The following is an 18,094-nucleotide window of genomic DNA, read 5'->3' on the forward strand; positions in this document are numbered from 1 at the left end:
CGACACCTCGCGAAGGACAGGACCCAAAAGCGAAATGGAATGACTTTTCGACAAGATCGGCATAGATTGGCCGGCATTACCGAACGGCTTGAACACGCCGTCAAAGGCCTGCGCAACCCGTCGCCCGACATGCAAGACAGTCTTGCTCGCATGGTGTTGCAGGTCGTAGGCGAAGAGCAACCGGCCATACAATTGAGCGCCGAAGAAGAAGCGTCGTTTGGAAGACAATTCCGAGGACGCCTTATCAATTATGAATTTCCTTTTTGGCGCTTTTACGCAATTGCCGCGTCAGGGACTTCGGACATGACAGCGATTGCAGCATGACCGTTTTTGGCGGATATTGCAGTCATAACCGCGACGCCGAAAGGAGATGCGCTTGGCAGAACTCAAGACCAAACCCACGCAGGTGAGCGTCGAAGCCTTTCTCGACTCTGTCGAGCACCCGGTGCGCCGCGCTGACGGCAAGGCCCTCCGCGAGATGATGGAGCGTGTCACCGGTGAGCCCGCGGCGATGTGGGGCCCCTCAATTATCGGCTTTGGCACCTATCACTATCGCTATGCCAGCGGCCACGAAGGCGACATGTGCCGCATTGGCTTTTCGCCCCGTGCAGCCAATCTCGTCCTCTATGTCGGCGGCTTTCCGGACTATGAGGCTCTGCTGGCAAAGCTCGGCAAGCACAAGCTTTCCAAGGCCTGTCTCTATTTGAACAAGCTGGCTGATGTCGACTTGGGCGTGCTCGAGGAGATCACCCGGAAATCCTACGCGGCTACTCAGGACATTAACGAATGTCCCGTGTGCTGAAACGGATCTCCGGAAGCGAAAATTCCGGCTTTTGGGCGTGACCCGACAATACTGGACTATGATCGGGATGGGCACGTTTCAGCGGTTGCCTGCTGACTTCGCTCAGTCGAGCTGCTGTATCTCTATCTTTCGGAATTCGATCTGCTGGCCTTCCGCTTGCAACGCGATGTAACCCTTCCCCAGATGCAGCGAGCCCCCCGCTGCGGTAATCAGGGCCGCCGCATCCTTGTCAGCAGGATCCAACTCCGGTGCCGAATACTGCAGAACGGCCTTGCCATCAATGAAATGGGTGATCTCGCCATTGGGCAGGACCTCCACTTCCGCTGAGGTCCATTGGCCGACCGGCAGCAACGGCGAAGACGACAGAATACAGTGGCGCAGGTCGCGCCTGCCGTCGATGACGATGGTGGTGCCCGGCGTGCAGAGATTACCGGTCGGCTCCTCCTGCGGGCGTGGAACGCCCAGCAGTTGCAGTTCCAGACTGACCGGAAAGGCCTGGTCACGGCGCATGGTTTCGGGCGCCTGGGCGTGGAACATCAGGCCCGAATTGCTGACCTCCCATACCTTGATGTCGGGCAAAGGATCGCCGAACAGGCGGTACTCGAAGCGAATGCGAAACGCTTTCAGCGGCGCTTTCCAGAAAATGTGGCCGTACTCTGCGCCAAACCGGTTGTTGTAGTTGGCGTAGGAAACACGCAGCGCGCCATCCTCGACAACGAAGGTCTGTTTGGGATCTTCGCCGACCGCGTGACCGGCGAGTTTCGGTGTCCATCCGCCCAGCGTCTTGCCGTCGAAGATCGGTTCCCACTTGGCGTCCATCGCGGAAGCAGAGACGGGGACAGCGCCGATCAAGGCAAGGCTCAGCAGGATCAGATTTTTCATAGTATCTCCGGGGCTTAGGCTCAGTTCACCCAGCCACCGTCGATGACATGAATCTGGCCTGTGGTGAAGCTTGACTCGTCCGACGCCAGGTAGAGCGCCAGATTGGCCAATTCCCCGACCCGTCCGAAGCGGCCCATCGCCTGCCTCGCCGTGAACTCGGCATAGGCCTTGTCGAAGTCGCCGGTGTCGCGCAACCGTTGCAGCAGGGACGGGGTCTCGACCGTGCCCGGACAGATAGCGTTGCAGCGGATGCCCTTGGTCACAAAGTCCGCTGCTACCGCCTTGGTCAGGCCGATCACCGCCGCCTTGGTGGCGCCATAGGCGAAGCGATTGGGGATGCCCTTCACGGACGAGGCAATCGACGACATGTTGATGATCGACCCGCCGCCCCCAGTCTTCTCAAAATTGGCCAGCATACCCGGCAGGATGGCGCGGATCATGCGGTATTGCGCCGTTACATTCAGGTCGAGCGAGAACTGCCAGGCCTCTTCGTCGCAATCCAGAATCGACCCGGCGTGGACGTAGCCTGCGCAGTTGTAGAGCACGTTCACTTCCGGAAATTCGGAAGCAAGGGCCTTGAGAGCTTCGGCATTCGTGACGTCCAAAGCCCGTGCCGTGGCGCCCGCGATCGTGCCAACCAGGTCGGCCTTGATATCGGTGGCGATGACCTTGGCGCCTTCGGCGACGAACAGTTCCGCGGTGGCGCGGCCAATGCCCTGACCAGCAGCGGTGATCAGGGCGGTTTTCCCGGCAAGACGTGGCATGGACAGTGTCTCTTCTGTTGGCCGCAATGCGGCGTCAATGATGGAAAGGGTTGTCCACAGTTAAGCCAGATAAGCCGGATTTCAGGTTTGTCCGGTTATGGCTGAGTTCGTCACGCCGCTCGAACCATCTGACTTGTCTGGCTTATCTGTGGACAACCCCAGCTTAGGTAAGGCCGCTGACGCGGCGTCAGAACTGTTTCAAAGGCAGGCAGGCCGGGCCGACCGGATCGAACGCCTTATAGGTCAGGATAAACTCCTGGTGGCCCATCTCCTCGCTCAGGGTCTGACGGCCGGCGGCAACGTCCAGGACCAGCCGGGTGATCTCTTCGCCGACCTCGTCCAGGGTGGCGCGGCCTTCCATGATCCGGCCGGCGTCGATATCCATATCGGCCGACAGCTTGCGGTAGGTCTCCGGATTGGCGCACACCTTGATCACCGGCGAGATGGCCGAGCCGACAACGCTGCCGCGCCCTGTGGTGAACAGGGTCATGTGCGCCCCACAGGCGATCAGTTCGACAATTTCGGCATTGTCGGAAATATTGGGGAAGCCGAACCGCGGCTCACCATCCGGCACGACGTCGAGCAGGTACAAACCACCTGTTGGCGGCTGGTCGCCGGGCTTTAGAATTCCGCAGATCGGCGCCGCGCCCGACTTGGAGTAGGCGCCCATCGATTTTTCTTCCTGGGTGGTCAGCCCGCCCTCGGCATTGCCGGGCGCAAACGAGCCGTAGCCCATTATGGTGTAATAAGCCTCGGCTTTCTGGACGCAGGCTTCCAGTTCGATGCCCAGTTCCGGCGTGATGGCCCGCGACGCCATAATCTTCTCGCAGCCGACCAGTTCCCCGGTCTCCTCGAAGATACAGGCGCAACCCTGGGCGCCCAGATAATCAAACGCGCGACCGACCGCCGGGTTGGCCGTGATTCCGGACGTACCGTCGGAACCGCCGCAGATCGTGCCGATGATCAGTTCCGACACATCCATCTCGCCACGCGGTGTCTGTCCCGCTATGGTTTGGATTCGGCGCACGGCCTCGACCCCCTTGCGGATGGTCTCCATGGTGCCGCCTTCGTTCTGGATGACGAAGGTTTCAACCGGCCGGCCCGACGCCTCGATGGCGCGTTTCAGCGAATTGCGGTTGAAACTCTCGCAGCCCAGCGACACAAGCACGACCCCGCCGACATTGGCATGGGTGCACAGCTTTTCCATCATGTCGTAGGCATAATGGTTGGGATAACAGCCGGGAAAACCGATCAGATGGACCTCGCTGTCATCAGCCTTGTCGACGATGCGGCGCGCGACGTGATGGGCGCATTCGACAAGATAGGCGACGGCGACGACATTGCGGATGCCCTTGCGGCCGTCGGCTCTCAGCCAGGCCTGGAAAGGTTTTTCAGCCATGACCTGTCACCTCACGCGTATGGGAACTGATGTAGTCGCTTTTCATATTGTGCATATGGACATGGTCGCCGCGCTTTGCATCGGCCGTCATCGATCCGATGGGCGCACCGTACTTGAGGACCTTGTCGCCAGCCCTCAGGTCGACGCGGGCGATCTTGTGGCCGACATCAATATCGCTGGACAGGCTGAGGTCGGCGCCGTCGAAGATCAGTATCTGGCCGCCGGCCGCATGCTCGCGGCACACCAGGACATTGTCATCGTCGTGCAACAGGATGAAGGGGCCGAAAATCATGACGCCACCGGTTGTTTCGTATCTTGTGGGACAGGTGCGTCCTCGCGCAGCAGGCCCTGGTCCTTCAGTGCATTCCATAAATCAGCGGGAATGTCGGTGTAGAGCAACTCGAGATTGTTTTCGACCTGACCGGATGACACCATACCCGGGATGACGCAGGCCACAGCCGGGTGGGCGAGGGGGAATTGCAGCGCCGCCGCCGCCAGCGCCACGCCGTGGTCGGCGCAGACGCGGCCCAGAGCTTTCGCCTTCGTGACCATAGCCTCAGGCGCCGCGGCATAGTTATAGTGGTTGTCACCAACCAGTATGCCAGAGTTGAATGGCCCGCCCAGGATGATCGACACCTTGCGACGCAAACATTGCGGCAGCAGGTCGTCGAGTGCGCCCTGCTCCAGCAGGGTATAGCGTCCAGCCAGCAGGATGGTGTCGAGATCAGTATCGGGCAGAACGTCCAGGCAGATGCTGGTCTCATTTACCCCTAAGCCGATCGCGCCGACATTGCGCGCCGCCTTCAGTTCGTCCATGGCGCGGTAACCGCTGTTCAGGAAGATCCTGGTGTGGTGGTCGGCATTATCGCCGTGCGGCATCGTGCCCAGGTCGTGACACAGCAGGATGTCGACATAATTGCGGTTCAGCCGGGTGCAACTGGCCTCAAACGAACGCATTATGCCGTCATAGGAATAGTCGAAGCGCGGCTCAAACGGGTCGCCGTCGACGAAGCCGTGACGCTCGGTGCCGGGCGGCGGCGTTGCGTGAAGCGGATCCAGCACGCGGCCAACCTTGGTCGACAAAATGATGCCGGGATTGAGCGCGGCGCCGACGCGGCGTTCCGACAGACCCTGACCGTAGTGCGGTGCCGTGTCGACATAGGTAATGCCATGGCGGAAGGCGGCGTCGAGCGCGGCTTCGGCGTCGGCATCTTCGACCTTGCGATACAGGTTGCCGATGCCCGCCGCGCCGAAACCAAGCGCGGTGACGCTTACCGGCGTCGTGCCGATGGCTTTGCAAGGCAGGTATGCGGTTAAGGTCACGGTTGCGCGTTTCGTCGCTGATGATTCAAGTTTGAAACTGTTCTTATAGATGAAACGGATAACAACCCCTCATCTGACAGGCAAGCAAATTATCCCGGACCGCCGAGCGATTTGCTCAAGCTTTTGGCCACTGCCTTCAGATGGCTGAGCGCCTCGTCATGGCTAACGCCACCATGGACGTGGATATAGGGCATGGTCAGGGCAGCGACCGTCGTCACATCGTTCATTACTGGCGCGGACAGATCGGTTATGCCGTCGATGTATTCCGACAGCGAGGTGAAATGCCCCTGGGACAGCGCCTTTTCGGCGTTGCTCTCGAAGGCTTTCCATTCCTCGCCAGTGGCGCCGGCCTTTAGCAAGGCACGCCACTGGTCACGAATCTTCGACTTCTGGAAGGCGTAAAGCACCACACCCGACGTCGAATGGATCAGTGGTCGCTGGTAACCGACTCGGACCGAAAAGCCCAGATCTCCGGGCGCCTCGATACGGGCGATGACCACCATGCGGTCATCGGAAGCAATGGCCAGGTGACAGGCCTGGCGGGTGGTGTCACTTAAGGATTGCATCAAGGGCAGGGCGCTGGCCAGCAGGTTCTGGCTGGGGCCGCGCGAAATGCCCAGCGAAAACAGCTTGTTGGTCAGTTCGAAGCCGTCGCCGCGCGACGAGGTGCCGACATAGCCGCGCGCCTCCAGCACCTGGACCATGCGGAACAATTCACTGACCGAACGGTCCAGTTGTTGAGAAATCTGCGACAAGGTCATCGACTGCTTGGCGCCGGCCAGCAATTCCAGCACGTCGAGGCCCTTTTCCAGTGCCGGCGCGCGGTACTTCGTAGCCGTTGTATTTCTAGGCATGGTGCGGCCCCTCATCAAAGGCGTAAATGCGGCGGGCATTGCCACCCAGTATGGCGTCACGCATGGCTGTGTCCTTATTGGCCAACCAGGCTGTCGTCCAGTCGAACCAGTCTCGGTAGCTGCTTTTCAACAGCACGACCGGCCAATCCGATCCCCACAGCAACCGGTCGGGTCCGAAAACCTCGAACAGATGGTCGGCATAGGGCGTGATTGGATTGTCGCCGGCCTCGGTCAGCAGGCCCGACAGCTTGCAGGCGATATTGGGGTTTTCGGCAACGCGTTGAATAACATCGGCCCAGGGCTGCATCTCGCCGGCGGCGATCGGCGGCTTGGCGCCGTGGTCGATGATAATGCGCAGGGCCGGGTAGCGCTTTGCGATGCCGTCGATGGCGGGGAGGTGACGCGTAAAGACCAGGGCGTCGAAGGTCAGGCCGCTTGCGGTCATTTCCTCCAGCGCTGGGCGGCAGGCCTCCTGCAGGATCCAGTCGTCCTCCAATCCCTGCAGCATCGGACGCAGACCTTTCAGCTTGGGCTGACGCGACAGGTGGGCGATGCGCTCCGCCGCCTGCGGCGACACGAAATCGGTCCACCCGACGACGGCCTTGACCAGCGGTTCTGCCTTGGCCAGGGAGAGCAGCCACAGGGTGTCGGCTTCGGATGGCTGGGACTGGACGAGGACGGTGCCGGAGATGCCGCAGGCTGTCGTCACGTCACGCAGGTCAGCGGCGACGAAATCACGGTAAATCTCTGGCAGGTCCGGTGTCGGCCACAACTGGTCGTTGCGGCCGATCTGCCAGAGATGCTGGTGAGCGTCGATGATCATCTCAGTGGGCCTTGACGGCCCTGGGCGCCGAAAAGGCATAGGCGGCGATAACAAGGAAACACGCCGCAGCTACGAGGAACGCAGTGCGAATGTGGCTGTGATCGGAAACGAAGCCCATGACCACGGTCAGCACAGCGCCACCGATAATGCTCATCACCAGCAGCGACGATCCTGTCTTGGTCAGGTTGCCGAGGCCGGCGATTGAGGTGGCAAAGATGGTCGGGAACATGATCGACATGAAGAAGCTCGACGCCACGAGGGCCCACATTCCGGTCTCTCCACCCAAGGCGACAGCAGCAACCATCAGGGCAATGTTGATGACGGCAAAAACCCCCAGGATCAGGTTCGGCGACAGCTTGCTCATCAACGCGGTGCCGAAGAAGCGTCCGACTGCAAAGGCGGCCAGTGCATAGTAGAGATAGGTGGCGGCGTCCTTATCGACCAGACCGATCTCCGTCTGGCCGTAGCGGATCATGTAGCTCCAGATACCGACTTGGGCGCCGACATAGAAGAACTGCGCCACGACGCCCACCAGGAAGCGCGGCTTTTCGAAGAGGCGGCCGATGGAGCGGACGAAGCCGACCTCTTCGCCGGCATCCTCCTCGGCATTATTCGTGGCGGCGGCGGGGAATTTGCTGAATAGAACCAGGGCGGCCCAGGCCAGGACGACGATGCCGATCACCAGATAGGGGCCTTGTACGGCCTTGACCTCGGAGATGTAGAAGGCCTGGCGGGCGGCTTCGGTCATGGTGCCCAGGGCGGTTTCGTCGTGCTCGATCCCAGACAGAATATAGGTCTGACCTATCCAGATGCCGGCCAGCGAACCTAAGGGATTGAAGGCCTGGGCCAGGTTGAGGCGGAAGGCCGCCTTGTCCGGCGGGCCCAGCACAGTGATCAGCGGATTGGCCGAGGTCTCCAGGAAGGCCAGGCCAGAAGCTATTACGAACAGGGCACCGAGGAAGGACGTGTATTGATGGTTTTCCGCCGCCGGCCAGAACAGGAAGGCGCCGATTGCGTAAAGCACCAGGCCGGTAATGACGGCGGCCTTGTAGCCGAGCTTGCGCATCAGGAAGGCTGCTGGCAGGGCCAGGAAGAAATAGCCCATATAGAAGGCTGACTGCACCAGGCCAGACTGCAGGTCGGTGAGGATGAAAGCCTTCTTGAACTGCGGGATCAGAATGTCGTTGAGATTGTTGGCCATGCCCCAGAAGAAGAACAAGGCGGTGATCAGCAGCACCGGCCAGAGCGCATTACGCGCCGGCGTGCCGGAGGCAGGCGAGGTCGACATGAAGTTTTTCCCTGTTTGTACGGGCCCGTAAAACCCTTGTTATTGTGGGGCAATTTATCATCACATATGAACGAAAACGTCAAATATGAAATTTGCCAAGGTGGATTTTGCTGGCTATAAACTCAGACAAATGGAGTGCGCGATGGCTGAGAAACTGTATTTCGCTTTGGATCTCAAGAATGATCCGGTCCTGATCGAGCGTTACAAGGCCTGGCACGCGCCCGGTGCGGTGCCGGCGGCGATCAACGCGTCGATTCGCGATGCCGGGATCGACGCGTTGGAGATTTTCCAGGTCGGTAACCGCTTGGTCATGGTCCTGACGCCGGGGGAGGGCTATGATCCGGCTGCCAAGGCTGCGGCGGATGCCGCCAGCGCCGATGTCCAGGCATGGGAAACCCTCATGTGGCAGTTCCAGCAGGCCTTGCCGTTTGCTATCGAAGGTGAAAAGTGGCTGCCCATGCAGCGAATCTATAGCCTCAGCGAACAGGACTAAAAAGTACTACAATTTCATGCCAGCCTGCGCTAAAGCTGAGCGGCGAGTACAAAATTAACAGGGAAAGTTCTTATGTTTACCGAGTCCAAGCGTCTCAAAATCGGTCTGATCGGACTCGGCAAGATCGCCGTCGACCAGCATATTCCGTCGATCCGCGGTAATCCGGCGTTGGAACTGGTGGCCGGCTGCAGCCCGACTTCGCGTGTCGACGGTCTGGCCGGTTATAACTCGATGGAAGAGATGCTGGCCGCCCATCCCGAAATCGACGCCATCGCCATCTGTACCCCACCGCAGATCCGGCACGCCATCGCCGGGAAAGTGATCGCTGCCGGCAAGCACACCTTCCTGGAAAAGCCGCCCGCCGCTACGTTGGGAGAGGCGGAGGCTATTGCAGCCTTGGCGAAAGCGAAGGGTGTCAGTCTGCTGGCGTCGTGGCATTCGCGGTTCGCCCCGGCCGTCGAGGCTGTGCGACAGTGGATTGCCGAACGCAAGGTGTCTTCGGTGAAGATCATGTGGAAGGAGAATGTCCGTCAGTGGCATCCCGGCCAGACGTGGATATTCGAAGCCGGCGGCATGGGGGTATTTGACCCAGGCATCAATTCGCTATCGATTCTTACGGCAATCCTGCCTGAGGCGGTGATCGTTAAAAAGGCCGACCTGCACATTCCGGTCAATTGCGACGCGCCGATCCAGGTCGAGATGGATATGACGACCGAAAGCGGCTTACCGATCCGGGCGGAATACGATTTCCTGCAAACCGGCATCCAGACCTGGAGTATCTATATCGAGAGCGCAAGGGGCGAAAAGCTCGCCCTGCACCTGGGCGGGACCGAACTGGAGATAAATGGCCACGTCAAGCTCAAGGAAAAGGAAGCCGAATATCCGGGTCTCTATGCCCACTTCCTGGGGCTTATCAATTCCGGCACGTCCGACGCCGACTTCGCACCGCTGCGCATCGTCGCCGACGCTATGCTGCTGGGCAAGCGAATCGCCGCGCCGGAGTATATCGAGTAGGATTTTTGAACCACGGATGGACACGGATTTGCGGTTCGTCCTGTTCTTGCTACGCGGCGGCATTGTAGGATGGTTTGGAACCGCGAATAAACGCGAATAAAGAAAGCACCTCAGGCGCTCAATGGTCCGGTGTGGGGATACGCTGAATGCAAGGATCGCCCCAAAATTCGCGTTCATTCGCGGTTCCAGGATAGCGGATTCCGCTGCTGCGCGGATGTTTCGGAAGGCAAAAAATTGTCCCAGGATCTGTTCGAGGCGGCCCGCGCCGCCATGCAGCACAGTCACTCGCCCTATTCGAAGTTCAAGGTCGGTGCAGCCTTACGCGACGAAAACGGCCGCATCCATGCCGGCTGCAATATCGAAAACGTCGCCTTCCCGGAAGGCCTCTGCGCCGAAGCCACGGCCATTGCACACCTGATCATGTCCGGCGCACGCCAGATAACCGAAGTCGCCGTCAGTGCCGATCGCCTGGACCTGGTCGCGCCGTGTGGTGGTTGCCGTCAGAAGCTGGCCGAGTTCGCCGCGCCGCAGACCCGCGTCTGGCTGTGCAATGCCGCTGGCCCGCAGACCTCTTTTACTGTGGGAGAACTGCTGCCAGTGGCCTTTGCGACGGACAGTCTGGGGTGAGCGCGGGAGCGATCGGACTCAGGCGTCGTCGACGAACTCGGCTTCTTCGGTGTTGGTGCGCGTAACCCGGGCGACGCGCAGGGCGTTGGTAGAGCCCGACTTGCCGAATGGCATCCCGGCAACGATGACAATGTCCTGGCCAGGCTCGGCAATGCCTTCGGATCTTGCCAGCTTGGTCGCCACCGCCACGGTCTCGGTCATCGAATGCGTAATCGGCGTCAGCACCGGATGCACGCCCCAGGTCAGGGCCAGGCGGCGGGCGGTCTGGAGGTTCGGCGTCAGACCCATGATCGGCGCTGTCGGGCGTTCGCGGGCGACGCGCAGAACCGTGCTGGACGAGTTCGTCATGGCGGCGATGGCCGCTGCGTCGATGGTCTGGGCTACCTGGCGGGCTGCCGCAGCAATCGCGCCTGACGTGGTCTTTTCTGGCTCGGGCCGGCGGCGGTCGGTCATGGTGCGCCAGCCGTCGTCCTTTTCGACGCGCGCCACGATGCGGTCCATGATGGTGACAGCTTCGATCGGGTATTGGCCGGCGGCGGTTTCGGCCGAAAGCATGACAGCGTCGGCGCCATCAAACACGGCCGTGGCGACGTCGGAGGCTTCGGCGCGGGTGGGGGTGGGCGCGGTGATCATCGATTCCAGCATCTGGGTGGCGACGATGACCGGTTTGCCGTGGGCGCGCGCACACTGCACGATGCGCTTCTGGGCCAGGGGGACTTCTTCTGGCGGCAATTCGACGCCGAGATCGCCGCGGGCGACCATGACGGCATCGCTCAGTGCCATGATCTCTTCGAGATTATCCAGCGCCTGAGGCTTTTCCAGCTTGGACAGTACCCAGGCGCGGCCCTTGATGATTTCGCGCGCCTCTATGACGTCTTCGGGACGCTGGACGAAGCTCAGGCCTATATACTCGATACCGCGCTCCAGCGCGAACTCCATGTCGGCGCGGTCCTTCTCGGTCAGGGCCGGGATAGGCAGGACGACGTCGGGGACATTGACACCCTTGCGGTCGCTTAGGCGCCCGCCGATGACAACGATGGTTTCCAGGTGGTCTTCCCGCACATGCGTCACGCGCAGCTTCAGCTTGCCGTCGTCGAGCAAGAGGTGCGAGCCGATCTGGGCGGCAGCTATGATTTCGGGGTGGGGCAGGGTAGCGCGGCGGGAGTCGCCTGGCGTCGGATTGAGGTCCAGGCGAAAGGCCTGGCCGGCGGTCAGGACGACGGCGCCGCCCATAAAGCGGCCGACGCGCAACTTCGGCCCCTGGACATCGGCCAGGATACCAATCGGATGCTTGGTTCTGGCTTCCAGGTCGCGGATCAGGTCGATGTTGCGGCCATGGTCTTCATGATTGCCGTGCGAAAAATTCAACCGGAAAACGTCGGCGCCAGCCTGGTGAAGCTGTGCCAGCATCTCGGCACTGGAGCTCGCGGGACCCAGGGTCGCAACGATTTTGGTTTTGCGGCGGCGGAGGATTTTCAAGGCACAACTCTTTGAAAACGTTGATTTTTTATCTGTTACCCTGACGCGCAGCTTAGCCCGGCGGGCAATCGGCGCCACAAAGCCTGTGTTCTGCCTCAGGGTCAAGTCAAATTTAGGTGGCATCATGACAGCGTTGTCGGCACAACCCTTGTCAAGCCACGTGGTTAAATCTCGCCTCAGACGCATGAGGTCTTGTCGGACAATAATTCAGCGGCTAACCTGAAGGTAAGCAAATCGTAAAAATCTTCCCTCGAACGATGTTTTTCGTTTGCCAACCATGCAAAAGCGCGCTTTTTGCAATTTGATTTAAATAATCGGTGAGGTCAGGGTCGTGCCGCGTCACTCATCGCATAACGTGTACAGGCAGGTAAAATGTCAGAATCTCAAACCGCAACCAAACCAGTTGGCGGTCTCGCCCTGGCGGTTGTTTACGTAACGACGCTCTTTTTTATATGGGCCCTGGTTACCAATCTTCTCGATCCGCTGTTGAAGACGATGAAAACCGTCTTTACCCTGACCCCCGTCCAGGCCAACCTCACTGGTTTCGCTTTCTTTATCGCCTATGGCGTGATGTCGCTGCCCTCGGCGGCGTTCCTGTCCAAGCTGGGCTATGCTAATTCGGTCATGGTCGGTTTGGCCGGTATTGTCATCGGTTGTTTCATGGCCATCGCGGCCGCCCACATGCACGTCTACACCATCTTCCTGATCGCCCTGTTCGTCATGGCGTCGGGCGTCACGCTGCTTCAGGTGGCTGCCAACCCGCTGATCGCCTCCATGGGCAAGCCGGAAGATTCGGCCTTCCGTCTGAACCTGTCGCAGTCGTTCAACTCGCTTGGCGCTGCCTGCGGCCTGTTCTTCGGCGCCAAGTTCCTGTTGAACGGCGAAATCTTCGACAAGGACGTGGTCATCACGGACGTTATGCGCGAAGAAGCCCTGGGCTTCGTCTCGAATGTCTATCTCGCCATCGGTTGCGCCCTGGTCGCCTTCATCCTCGCCATCTATTTGGTTCGGCACAAGATCACGGCGGCAGCGCCGAAGACCGGCAAGCTGGTTCTGCCATTTGTCGCCTTGACCTCCAAGTGGGCCAACCTCGGGTCGCTCGGCATCTTCCTGTATGTCGGCGCCGAAGTGGCGATTTCACTTAACCTGCTCCTGTTCCTTGAGCAGAAAAACATCCTGAACATCGAAGCGCAGTCGGCGGGTCAGTTGACGACCTTCTACATGCTTTTCGCCATGATCGGCCGTTTCACCGGTTCGGCCCTGCTGAGGTTCATCAAGGACTATTATCTGCTCACCTTCGTTGCGCTTGGAGCCATAGCGCTGAGCCTGGTGGTCATCCTTACCAAGGACTTGGTTCCGTCACAACCGACGGGCATGTTGAACGTCGTCCTGACCTCGGTGCCACTGACAACCGGTCTTATCCCGGCTGCGGCAGCCCTGCTGATCGGCCTGTTCAACTCGATTATGTTCCCGACTATCTTTACCTTGACCCTGCAGCGTTCCTCGGCGCCGACCTCGGCGACCTCAGGTCTGCTATGCATGGCCATTGTCGGCGGCGCCTTCTTGCCGCTGGCTTTCGCGAAGATCCAGGAAATGACCGGAAGCATGTCGCTGGGCTTTATTGCCCCGTTGCTTTGCTACGTCTACGTTCTGTGGTTCGCGATCGCGGCCAAGAAAGCTCCGACCCACGCCATCGAAGAAGGCGTTAGCACAGGTCACTAAATCGACCTTGCTGACGGCCCCCGGGTGTCAAAACCCGGGGGTTTTTCTCTTTCTGAATTCTTAAAACAAAGACGCGAAATTTAATGTTGTACGTCGGTGTAGACTTTGGTGGGACCAAGATCGAGGCGGCTGCCCTGTCGCAGAACGGCACCTTCCTGTCGCGCCAGCGTGAACCGAACCCGGGGAACTACAAGGACGCGCTTGAGACAGTCCGCCAGTTGATCGCCCGCGTCGAGGCCGAAGCCAAGCAGACCGATCCCAGTCTGGCCACTCGCGTCGCCACTATCGGCGTCGGCGCGCCCGGTTCGGTCAGCCCACGCACCGGTGTGATGCGCAACGCCAACTCGACCTGGCTGAATGGCACGACTTTCCGTGAGGACCTGGAGGCTGCGATCAAGCGCCCCGTCCGCCTGGCCAACGACGCCAACTGCCTGGCCCTGAGCGAGGCCATCGACGGCGCCGCCAAGGGGCTCAAAACCGTCTTCGCCATCATCGTCGGTACGGGGTGCGGCGGCGGACTGGTGGTCGACGGCCACCTCATCGAAGGCGCCAACGGGCTGACCGGCGAATGGGGCCATATTCCCCTGCCGTGGCAAAAGCCTGAGGAATTCCCCGGCCCAACCTGCTGGTGCGGCCACAAGGGCTGTCTGGAGACCTGGGTTTCGGGCACGGGTTTTGCCCGCGATTTCCAGGCCGTCACCGGCAAGGCGCTGCGCAGCGAGGAGATCATCAACGGCATGCGCGCCGGCGACGCGGAATGCGAAGCTGCTTTCGACCGCCTGATGGATCGGCTGGGCCGCGCCATGGCCGTGACGGTCAATATGCTGGATCCGGACGCCTTTGTTTTCGGCGGCGGCTTGTCCAACGTCCATGAAATCTATGATCGCCTGACAGCCAAGATACTGCCGTATGTCTTCAGCGATGGCTGGCGCGCCGAACTCAAGCCGGCGCAATGGGGCGACAGTTCGGGCGTGCGCGGCGCTGCCTATCTGTGGGCCCAGGGGCATTAATTCCGTCTTCCGCAGGCTTGTGGCGCGGGGCGATCTTTGTCAAGGTTCCCAAAACAGGGGCGGAACATGATCCGAACGAGTCTGATCGGTGTGGCAATGGCTGCGCTCGCAACGGCCGTAACAGCGCAAACCCCGACTCAGGCGCCAAATGGCCGCTACCGGGTCGTGATGCCGGGTGTGCAGGCCAGGCTAAAGCCTCCGGTGGTCAAGCCCGTCGTTCAACCCGCAGCCCAGCCGATCGCCCAGCAGAGCCTGGATGCGCTGCCTCCGCCACCGCCCGCACCTGAACGGTTGCCGCCGCCGCCGGTTGAGCCACGGCCTGATATCGTCGTTACCACCGCCACCGGCCTGTTAGGTGGAGAAAAACTGTGGGAGGACAGCCATGTCTTCAGGGCCGTGCCGTTTGCCCGGCCACCGGTCGGTGACCTGCGCTGGCGCGCGCCGCAGGATCCACTGTCGTGGCAGGGGGTGCGCTACACTAAAGATTCAGCGCCAGCGTGCCTTCAGGTCGATCTCGGCTGGCAGTCGGCCATGTCGCAATCGAGTGACGAGGATTGCCTGTACCTGGAGGTGCGCACACCCGATACCAAGGCGAAGTTGCCGGTCATGGTCTTCATCCACGGCGGCGCCAATCGCGCTGGCGGTGCCGCAGGCACGGTGATGGCTGGGTTTGCGTCCAAGGGCGTGGTCATCGTCTCCATACCCTATCGCCTCGGCGCGCTCGGCTTTCTGTCGCATCCGGCCCTGACCCAGGAGCAGGGCGGGGCGTCGGGGAATTACGCCCTTATGGACCAGGTCAAGGCGCTGGAGTGGGTGCGCGACAATATCGCGGGGTTTGGTGGAGATCCTGGCAATGTCACCATCTTCGGCCACAGTGCGGGCGCCCAGGATGTCGGCCTGCTGCTGACCTCGCCTCTGGCCAAGGGCCTGTTCCAAAAGGCAATCTCGCAATCAGGCCCGCCGCAGTTCGGCCTGCCCGCGCGCAGTCTGGCGCAGAACGAGGCCATTGGCGTGGAACTGGCACGCCGATACAGCATGAACGCGCCTGAAAGCGCCGCCGCCCTGGCCGATCTGCGCCGACAGCCGGCGATGGCATTGCAAATCCAGGCCGACCAGATTCCGCCGCCGGTCGAGGACGCCTCCTTTATCTGGCTGCAGGCCATTGTCGACGGCAAGGTTTTACCGCGTGCGCCTGAGGATGTTTTCCGAAGCGGCGAGGCGGCCAGGGTCCCGCTGATCATCGGCGTTTCGGCCCGGGAACTGGGGCTGCACGGCGGGCCGGATAACATTTACAAGGCGGTCTTTAAGGCTTTCGGCGAGGGCCGATTCAAGGCAATGAGCTTCTATCGAATCGACAAGGGTAAGCCGCCCAAGGCCGATCCGCTGCTCGGAGATACGGCCATGCAGATTTCGACCGACATCATGATGCGCTGCCCCGCCGACTGGACGGCGGCCCAGATGACCCGGGCCGGAAATTCGGCTTTTCTGTACCATCTGGGGGTCGATAAGGACGGCAAGGTCCACCATGGTTCGGAGCTGGATTTCGTGATGAACCCGCGTCCGGACGGGCAGGGGGATGAGACGTGGCCGCCGCTGCTGGACTATTGGGTGAACTTTGCGAAGACGGGCGATCCCAATGCGCCGGGCCTGCCGCGCTGGCCTGTCTATGGTGACGACAGAAGCTATATCGATTTCACCACCAAGGGGCCGTATGCGCGGACGGAACTGCGCGGGCCGGTGTGCAGTTTGCTCGACAGGCCGTGAACCGGCAGCTACAAATATACTATGACCGATATTCCCGAACAGCCCCTGGCCGGACGCCTGGTTGGTGATGAGCATCACCTCCTAGTGCGCATCTATTATGAAGACACCGACTTTTCCGGCGTCGTCTATTACGCCAACTATATGAAGTTTTTCGAGCGTGGACGGTCGGACTATTTGCGCCTGATCGGCGTCCACCACCACGAACTGGCGCAGATGGACCCGCCGCTGGCCTTCGCCGTCACCCATATCGATATCACCTACAAGGCGCCGGCCAGGATCGACGAAATCGTCCTGGTGCGGTCACGATCTACCGGTGTGAAGGGCGCGCAGTTCTTCCTGCACCAGCGAATCGAACGCGACGGCGTGTTACTGTGCGAAGCGCATTTCGACGCCGTTTGCCTGGGCTTCGACGGCCGGCCCCGCCGCCTGCCGCGGGTGCTACTTGACGCTGTGAATAACATCTTAACTGACCAAAACGGCACCTAAGGCTTCATTTCCCGCTGTCTCTTCGGGCGCGATTTTTCGAAAAAGATGCGAACACTTCTTCTAAACTTGCTTGCACGCCATAGAATTGTCGTGAAACTTGGGGCAATGTGGTTCACATATAAGCCTGTCATACGTCGGATTAACTGTTTTGGGGGTGCATCATGAGCGCCGGTACTGCCTCTCCTGCTTCGCTGGATTACATCAAAATGGTCATGGATGCCGATCTGGTCGTCCAGGTCGTGATGGTCATCCTGGCCTTCTCATCTGTCTGGTCGTGGGCCATCATGGTGCAGAAGTCGCTGGCCTTGGGCCGCATCAACAAGGAGGCTGATACCTTTGAGGCCGCGCTGAACTCTGGCCGGGCCCTTGACGATATCGCCGCCGCGATCGGCAATCAACCGAAGGAACCGTTTCAGAAACTGCTGGTGGCGGTCACTTCGGCCTGGCGTGACTATAAGGGCAAGTCGATGAACGCCGTCCAGGGGGAATTCCTGATGGCCCAGGTCGATCGCGAGCTGTCGCACATTGTTACGTCCGAGGCTGACAGTGTTGAAGACGGGCTGTCGATCCTGGCCGTCATCGCCACGGCGACCCCCTTCCTTGGCCTTTTCGGCACGGTCTGGGGCATCATGAACGCCTTCTCGGCCATCGCGTCCCAGGGCGATACCAACCTGACCACGGTGGCGCCGGCCATTTCAGAAGCCCTGTTTGCCACTGCTTTGGGCCTGTTCGCTGCCATCCCGGCCTATGTCGCGTTCAACCTGTTCAACGCCAAGGTATCGCGCTTCGCCACCCGCATGGAAAGCTTTGCCGATGAGCTGATGGTGTCCCTGACCCGCCGTCTCGGCGAAAAGCTGGGGGGCTGATCCGATGGCCATGGGTCTTGCCGGTCCGGGGGGGAGCCGCCGCGGCAATCGTCGCGTCCGCCGCCGCTCGGCGCTTTCCGAAATTAACGTGACGCCGATGGTCGACGTCATGCTGGTTCTGCTGATCATCTTTATGATCTCGGCGCCGCTGCTGAATTCGGGCATAGATATTAACCTGCCCAAGACCGAAGCCGCCGCGCTGAAGGAAGAGAGCGATCCTCTCACCGTGTCGGTCGACAGGGACGGTAACATCTATGTCAATGACAAGGCCGTCACCTACGACACACTGACGCCGCGCCTGCTGGCCATGACCAATGGCGAGACTGACAGGCCAATCTATATCCGTGGTGCCAGCGAGACCGACTGGGAAACCGTCGCTCAGGTGATGGGCAAGCTTTCGAGCTCGGGCTTCAACCGGATAAGCATCGTCACCGATCCGATGGGCAAGAGCAAGGCTGCTGGCACCGCTTCGTCGTCCGCGGGAGCCTCGTCCTAAGC

General features: G+C 60.5%; 20 protein-coding genes. 11 read left to right on the plus strand and 9 right to left on the minus strand.

Annotated elements, in window-relative coordinates; genetic code table 11:
• The first annotated feature begins 66 nt into the window (after positions 1–66).
• Positions 67–324 (plus strand): hypothetical protein, encoded by a 258-nt coding sequence (locus tag ABAC402_RS40180; RefSeq protein WP_155847358.1) that lies wholly within the window; start codon positions 67–69, stop codon positions 322–324.
• Between the two features lie 52 nt (positions 325–376).
• Positions 377–802 (plus strand): DUF1801 domain-containing protein, encoded by a 426-nt coding sequence (locus ABAC402_RS28895; protein ID WP_040409897.1) that lies wholly within the window; start codon positions 377–379, stop codon positions 800–802.
• A 102-nt stretch (positions 803–904) separates the two neighbouring features.
• Here ABAC402_RS28895 and ABAC402_RS28900 read toward each other — a convergent pair whose 3' ends face one another.
• The 8 genes from ABAC402_RS28900 to fucP all read right to left on the minus strand — a co-directional run bounded on the left by ABAC402_RS28900 (position 905) and on the right by fucP (position 8,135).
• Positions 905–1,684, minus strand: coding sequence for a DUF1080 domain-containing protein (locus tag ABAC402_RS28900; protein WP_023449221.1), 780 nt, complete (start codon positions 1,682–1,684; stop codon positions 905–907).
• 20 nt (positions 1,685–1,704) lie between these two features.
• Positions 1,705–2,448, minus strand: coding sequence for an SDR family oxidoreductase (locus tag ABAC402_RS28905; protein WP_023449222.1), 744 nt, complete (start codon positions 2,446–2,448; stop codon positions 1,705–1,707).
• A gap of 187 nt (positions 2,449–2,635) precedes the next feature.
• Entirely contained in the window at positions 2,636–3,847 is a 1,212-nt protein-coding gene (locus ABAC402_RS28910; RefSeq protein WP_023449223.1) for a UxaA family hydrolase, read from the minus strand.
• Positions 3,840–4,139, minus strand: coding sequence for a UxaA family hydrolase (locus tag ABAC402_RS28915; RefSeq protein WP_023449224.1), 300 nt, complete (start codon positions 4,137–4,139; stop codon positions 3,840–3,842). The genes ABAC402_RS28910 and ABAC402_RS28915 overlap by 8 nt, the downstream gene beginning before the upstream one ends.
• Positions 4,136–5,170 carry an aldo/keto reductase gene (locus tag ABAC402_RS28920; protein WP_023449225.1) on the minus strand — a complete coding sequence of 345 codons (1,035 nt, stop codon included), beginning with the start codon at positions 5,168–5,170 and terminating at the stop codon, positions 4,136–4,138. The genes ABAC402_RS28915 and ABAC402_RS28920 overlap by 4 nt, the downstream gene beginning before the upstream one ends.
• 89 nt (positions 5,171–5,259) lie before the next feature.
• A complete protein-coding gene (locus ABAC402_RS28925; RefSeq protein ID WP_023449226.1) occupies positions 5,260–6,024 on the minus strand; it encodes an IclR family transcriptional regulator in 765 nt (254 codons plus the stop codon).
• On the minus strand, positions 6,017–6,847 hold the full coding sequence (locus ABAC402_RS28930) for an amidohydrolase (protein ID WP_023449227.1): 831 nt from the start codon (positions 6,845–6,847) through the stop codon (positions 6,017–6,019). The genes ABAC402_RS28925 and ABAC402_RS28930 overlap by 8 nt, the downstream gene beginning before the upstream one ends.
• 1 nt (position 6,848) lies before the next feature.
• Positions 6,849–8,135, minus strand: a complete 1,287-nt coding sequence (gene fucP, locus ABAC402_RS28935) for an L-fucose:H+ symporter permease (protein ID WP_023449228.1) — start codon at positions 8,133–8,135, stop codon at positions 6,849–6,851.
• A gap of 142 nt (positions 8,136–8,277) precedes the next feature.
• On the opposite strand from fucP, the gene ABAC402_RS28940 reads away from it, so the two are divergent.
• From ABAC402_RS28940 to cdd, 3 genes are all read left to right on the plus strand, one after another.
• The gene (locus ABAC402_RS28940; RefSeq protein WP_031235482.1) at positions 8,278–8,628 is read left to right on the plus strand and encodes an L-rhamnose mutarotase; all 351 of its coding nucleotides are present in this window, start codon (positions 8,278–8,280) and stop codon (positions 8,626–8,628) included.
• Between the two features lie 72 nt (positions 8,629–8,700).
• A complete protein-coding gene (locus ABAC402_RS28945) occupies positions 8,701–9,642 on the plus strand; it encodes a Gfo/Idh/MocA family protein (RefSeq protein WP_023449230.1) in 942 nt (313 codons plus the stop codon).
• 234 nt (positions 9,643–9,876) lie between these two features.
• Complete coding sequence (gene cdd / locus ABAC402_RS0120030; RefSeq protein ID WP_031235483.1) at positions 9,877–10,269, plus strand: cytidine deaminase; 393 nt, start codon at positions 9,877–9,879, stop codon at positions 10,267–10,269.
• An 18-nt stretch (positions 10,270–10,287) separates the two neighbouring features.
• Here the strand turns inward: cdd and pyk are convergent, their stop codons facing one another.
• Entirely contained in the window at positions 10,288–11,748 is a 1,461-nt protein-coding gene (gene pyk / locus ABAC402_RS28950; RefSeq protein ID WP_023449232.1) for a pyruvate kinase, read from the minus strand.
• A gap of 372 nt (positions 11,749–12,120) precedes the next feature.
• Between pyk and ABAC402_RS28955 the strand changes: the two genes are divergently transcribed.
• The 6 genes from ABAC402_RS28955 to ABAC402_RS28980 all read left to right on the plus strand — a co-directional run bounded on the left by ABAC402_RS28955 (position 12,121) and on the right by ABAC402_RS28980 (position 18,092).
• On the plus strand, positions 12,121–13,470 hold the full coding sequence (locus tag ABAC402_RS28955) for a sugar MFS transporter (protein WP_023449233.1): 1,350 nt from the start codon (positions 12,121–12,123) through the stop codon (positions 13,468–13,470).
• A gap of 83 nt (positions 13,471–13,553) precedes the next feature.
• A complete protein-coding gene (locus ABAC402_RS28960; RefSeq protein ID WP_023449234.1) occupies positions 13,554–14,480 on the plus strand; it encodes an ROK family protein in 927 nt (308 codons plus the stop codon).
• A gap of 66 nt (positions 14,481–14,546) precedes the next feature.
• On the plus strand, positions 14,547–16,244 hold the full coding sequence (locus ABAC402_RS28965) for a carboxylesterase/lipase family protein (protein ID WP_023449235.1): 1,698 nt from the start codon (positions 14,547–14,549) through the stop codon (positions 16,242–16,244).
• 21 nt (positions 16,245–16,265) lie between these two features.
• Positions 16,266–16,730: a YbgC/FadM family acyl-CoA thioesterase gene (locus tag ABAC402_RS28970; RefSeq protein ID WP_023449236.1), complete on the plus strand. Its 465-nt coding sequence runs from the start codon at positions 16,266–16,268 to the stop codon at positions 16,728–16,730.
• A gap of 161 nt (positions 16,731–16,891) precedes the next feature.
• The gene (locus tag ABAC402_RS28975) at positions 16,892–17,596 is read left to right on the plus strand and encodes a MotA/TolQ/ExbB proton channel family protein (RefSeq protein ID WP_031235486.1); all 705 of its coding nucleotides are present in this window, start codon (positions 16,892–16,894) and stop codon (positions 17,594–17,596) included.
• A 4-nt stretch (positions 17,597–17,600) separates the two neighbouring features.
• The gene (locus ABAC402_RS28980) at positions 17,601–18,092 is read left to right on the plus strand and encodes a biopolymer transporter ExbD (RefSeq protein ID WP_023449238.1); all 492 of its coding nucleotides are present in this window, start codon (positions 17,601–17,603) and stop codon (positions 18,090–18,092) included.
• Positions 18,093–18,094 lie beyond the last annotated feature (2 nt).

The organism is Asticcacaulis sp. AC402 (genome assembly GCF_000495835.1).
Lineage (GTDB): Bacteria > Pseudomonadota > Alphaproteobacteria > Caulobacterales > Caulobacteraceae > Asticcacaulis.

Bases quoted from the DNA above. Each gene is read 5' to 3' on its own strand.
- ABAC402_RS28980 (WP_023449238.1), top strand. From the start codon at position 17,601: ATGGCCATGGGTCTTGCCGGTCCGGGGGGGAGCCGCCGCGGCAATCGT.
- ABAC402_RS28905 (WP_023449222.1), bottom strand. From the start codon at position 2,448: ATGCCACGTCTTGCCGGGAAAACCGCCCTGATCACCGCTGCTGGTCAG.
- ABAC402_RS28940 (WP_031235482.1), top strand. From the start codon at position 8,278: ATGGCTGAGAAACTGTATTTCGCTTTGGATCTCAAGAATGATCCGGTC.
- ABAC402_RS28970 (WP_023449236.1), top strand. From the start codon at position 16,266: ATGACCGATATTCCCGAACAGCCCCTGGCCGGACGCCTGGTTGGTGAT.
- ABAC402_RS28930 (WP_023449227.1), bottom strand. From the start codon at position 6,847: ATGATCATCGACGCTCACCAGCATCTCTGGCAGATCGGCCGCAACGAC.
- fucP (WP_023449228.1), bottom strand. From the start codon at position 8,135: ATGTCGACCTCGCCTGCCTCCGGCACGCCGGCGCGTAATGCGCTCTGG.
- ABAC402_RS28955 (WP_023449233.1), top strand. From the start codon at position 12,121: ATGTCAGAATCTCAAACCGCAACCAAACCAGTTGGCGGTCTCGCCCTG.
- ABAC402_RS28960 (WP_023449234.1), top strand. From the start codon at position 13,554: ATGTTGTACGTCGGTGTAGACTTTGGTGGGACCAAGATCGAGGCGGCT.
- ABAC402_RS28915 (WP_023449224.1), bottom strand. From the start codon at position 4,139: ATGATTTTCGGCCCCTTCATCCTGTTGCACGACGATGACAATGTCCTG.
- ABAC402_RS28965 (WP_023449235.1), top strand. From the start codon at position 14,547: ATGATCCGAACGAGTCTGATCGGTGTGGCAATGGCTGCGCTCGCAACG.
- ABAC402_RS28910 (WP_023449223.1), bottom strand. From the start codon at position 3,847: ATGGCTGAAAAACCTTTCCAGGCCTGGCTGAGAGCCGACGGCCGCAAG.
- ABAC402_RS28945 (WP_023449230.1), top strand. From the start codon at position 8,701: ATGTTTACCGAGTCCAAGCGTCTCAAAATCGGTCTGATCGGACTCGGC.
- ABAC402_RS28975 (WP_031235486.1), top strand. From the start codon at position 16,892: ATGAGCGCCGGTACTGCCTCTCCTGCTTCGCTGGATTACATCAAAATG.
- ABAC402_RS28925 (WP_023449226.1), bottom strand. From the start codon at position 6,024: ATGCCTAGAAATACAACGGCTACGAAGTACCGCGCGCCGGCACTGGAA.
- ABAC402_RS28900 (WP_023449221.1), bottom strand. From the start codon at position 1,684: ATGAAAAATCTGATCCTGCTGAGCCTTGCCTTGATCGGCGCTGTCCCC.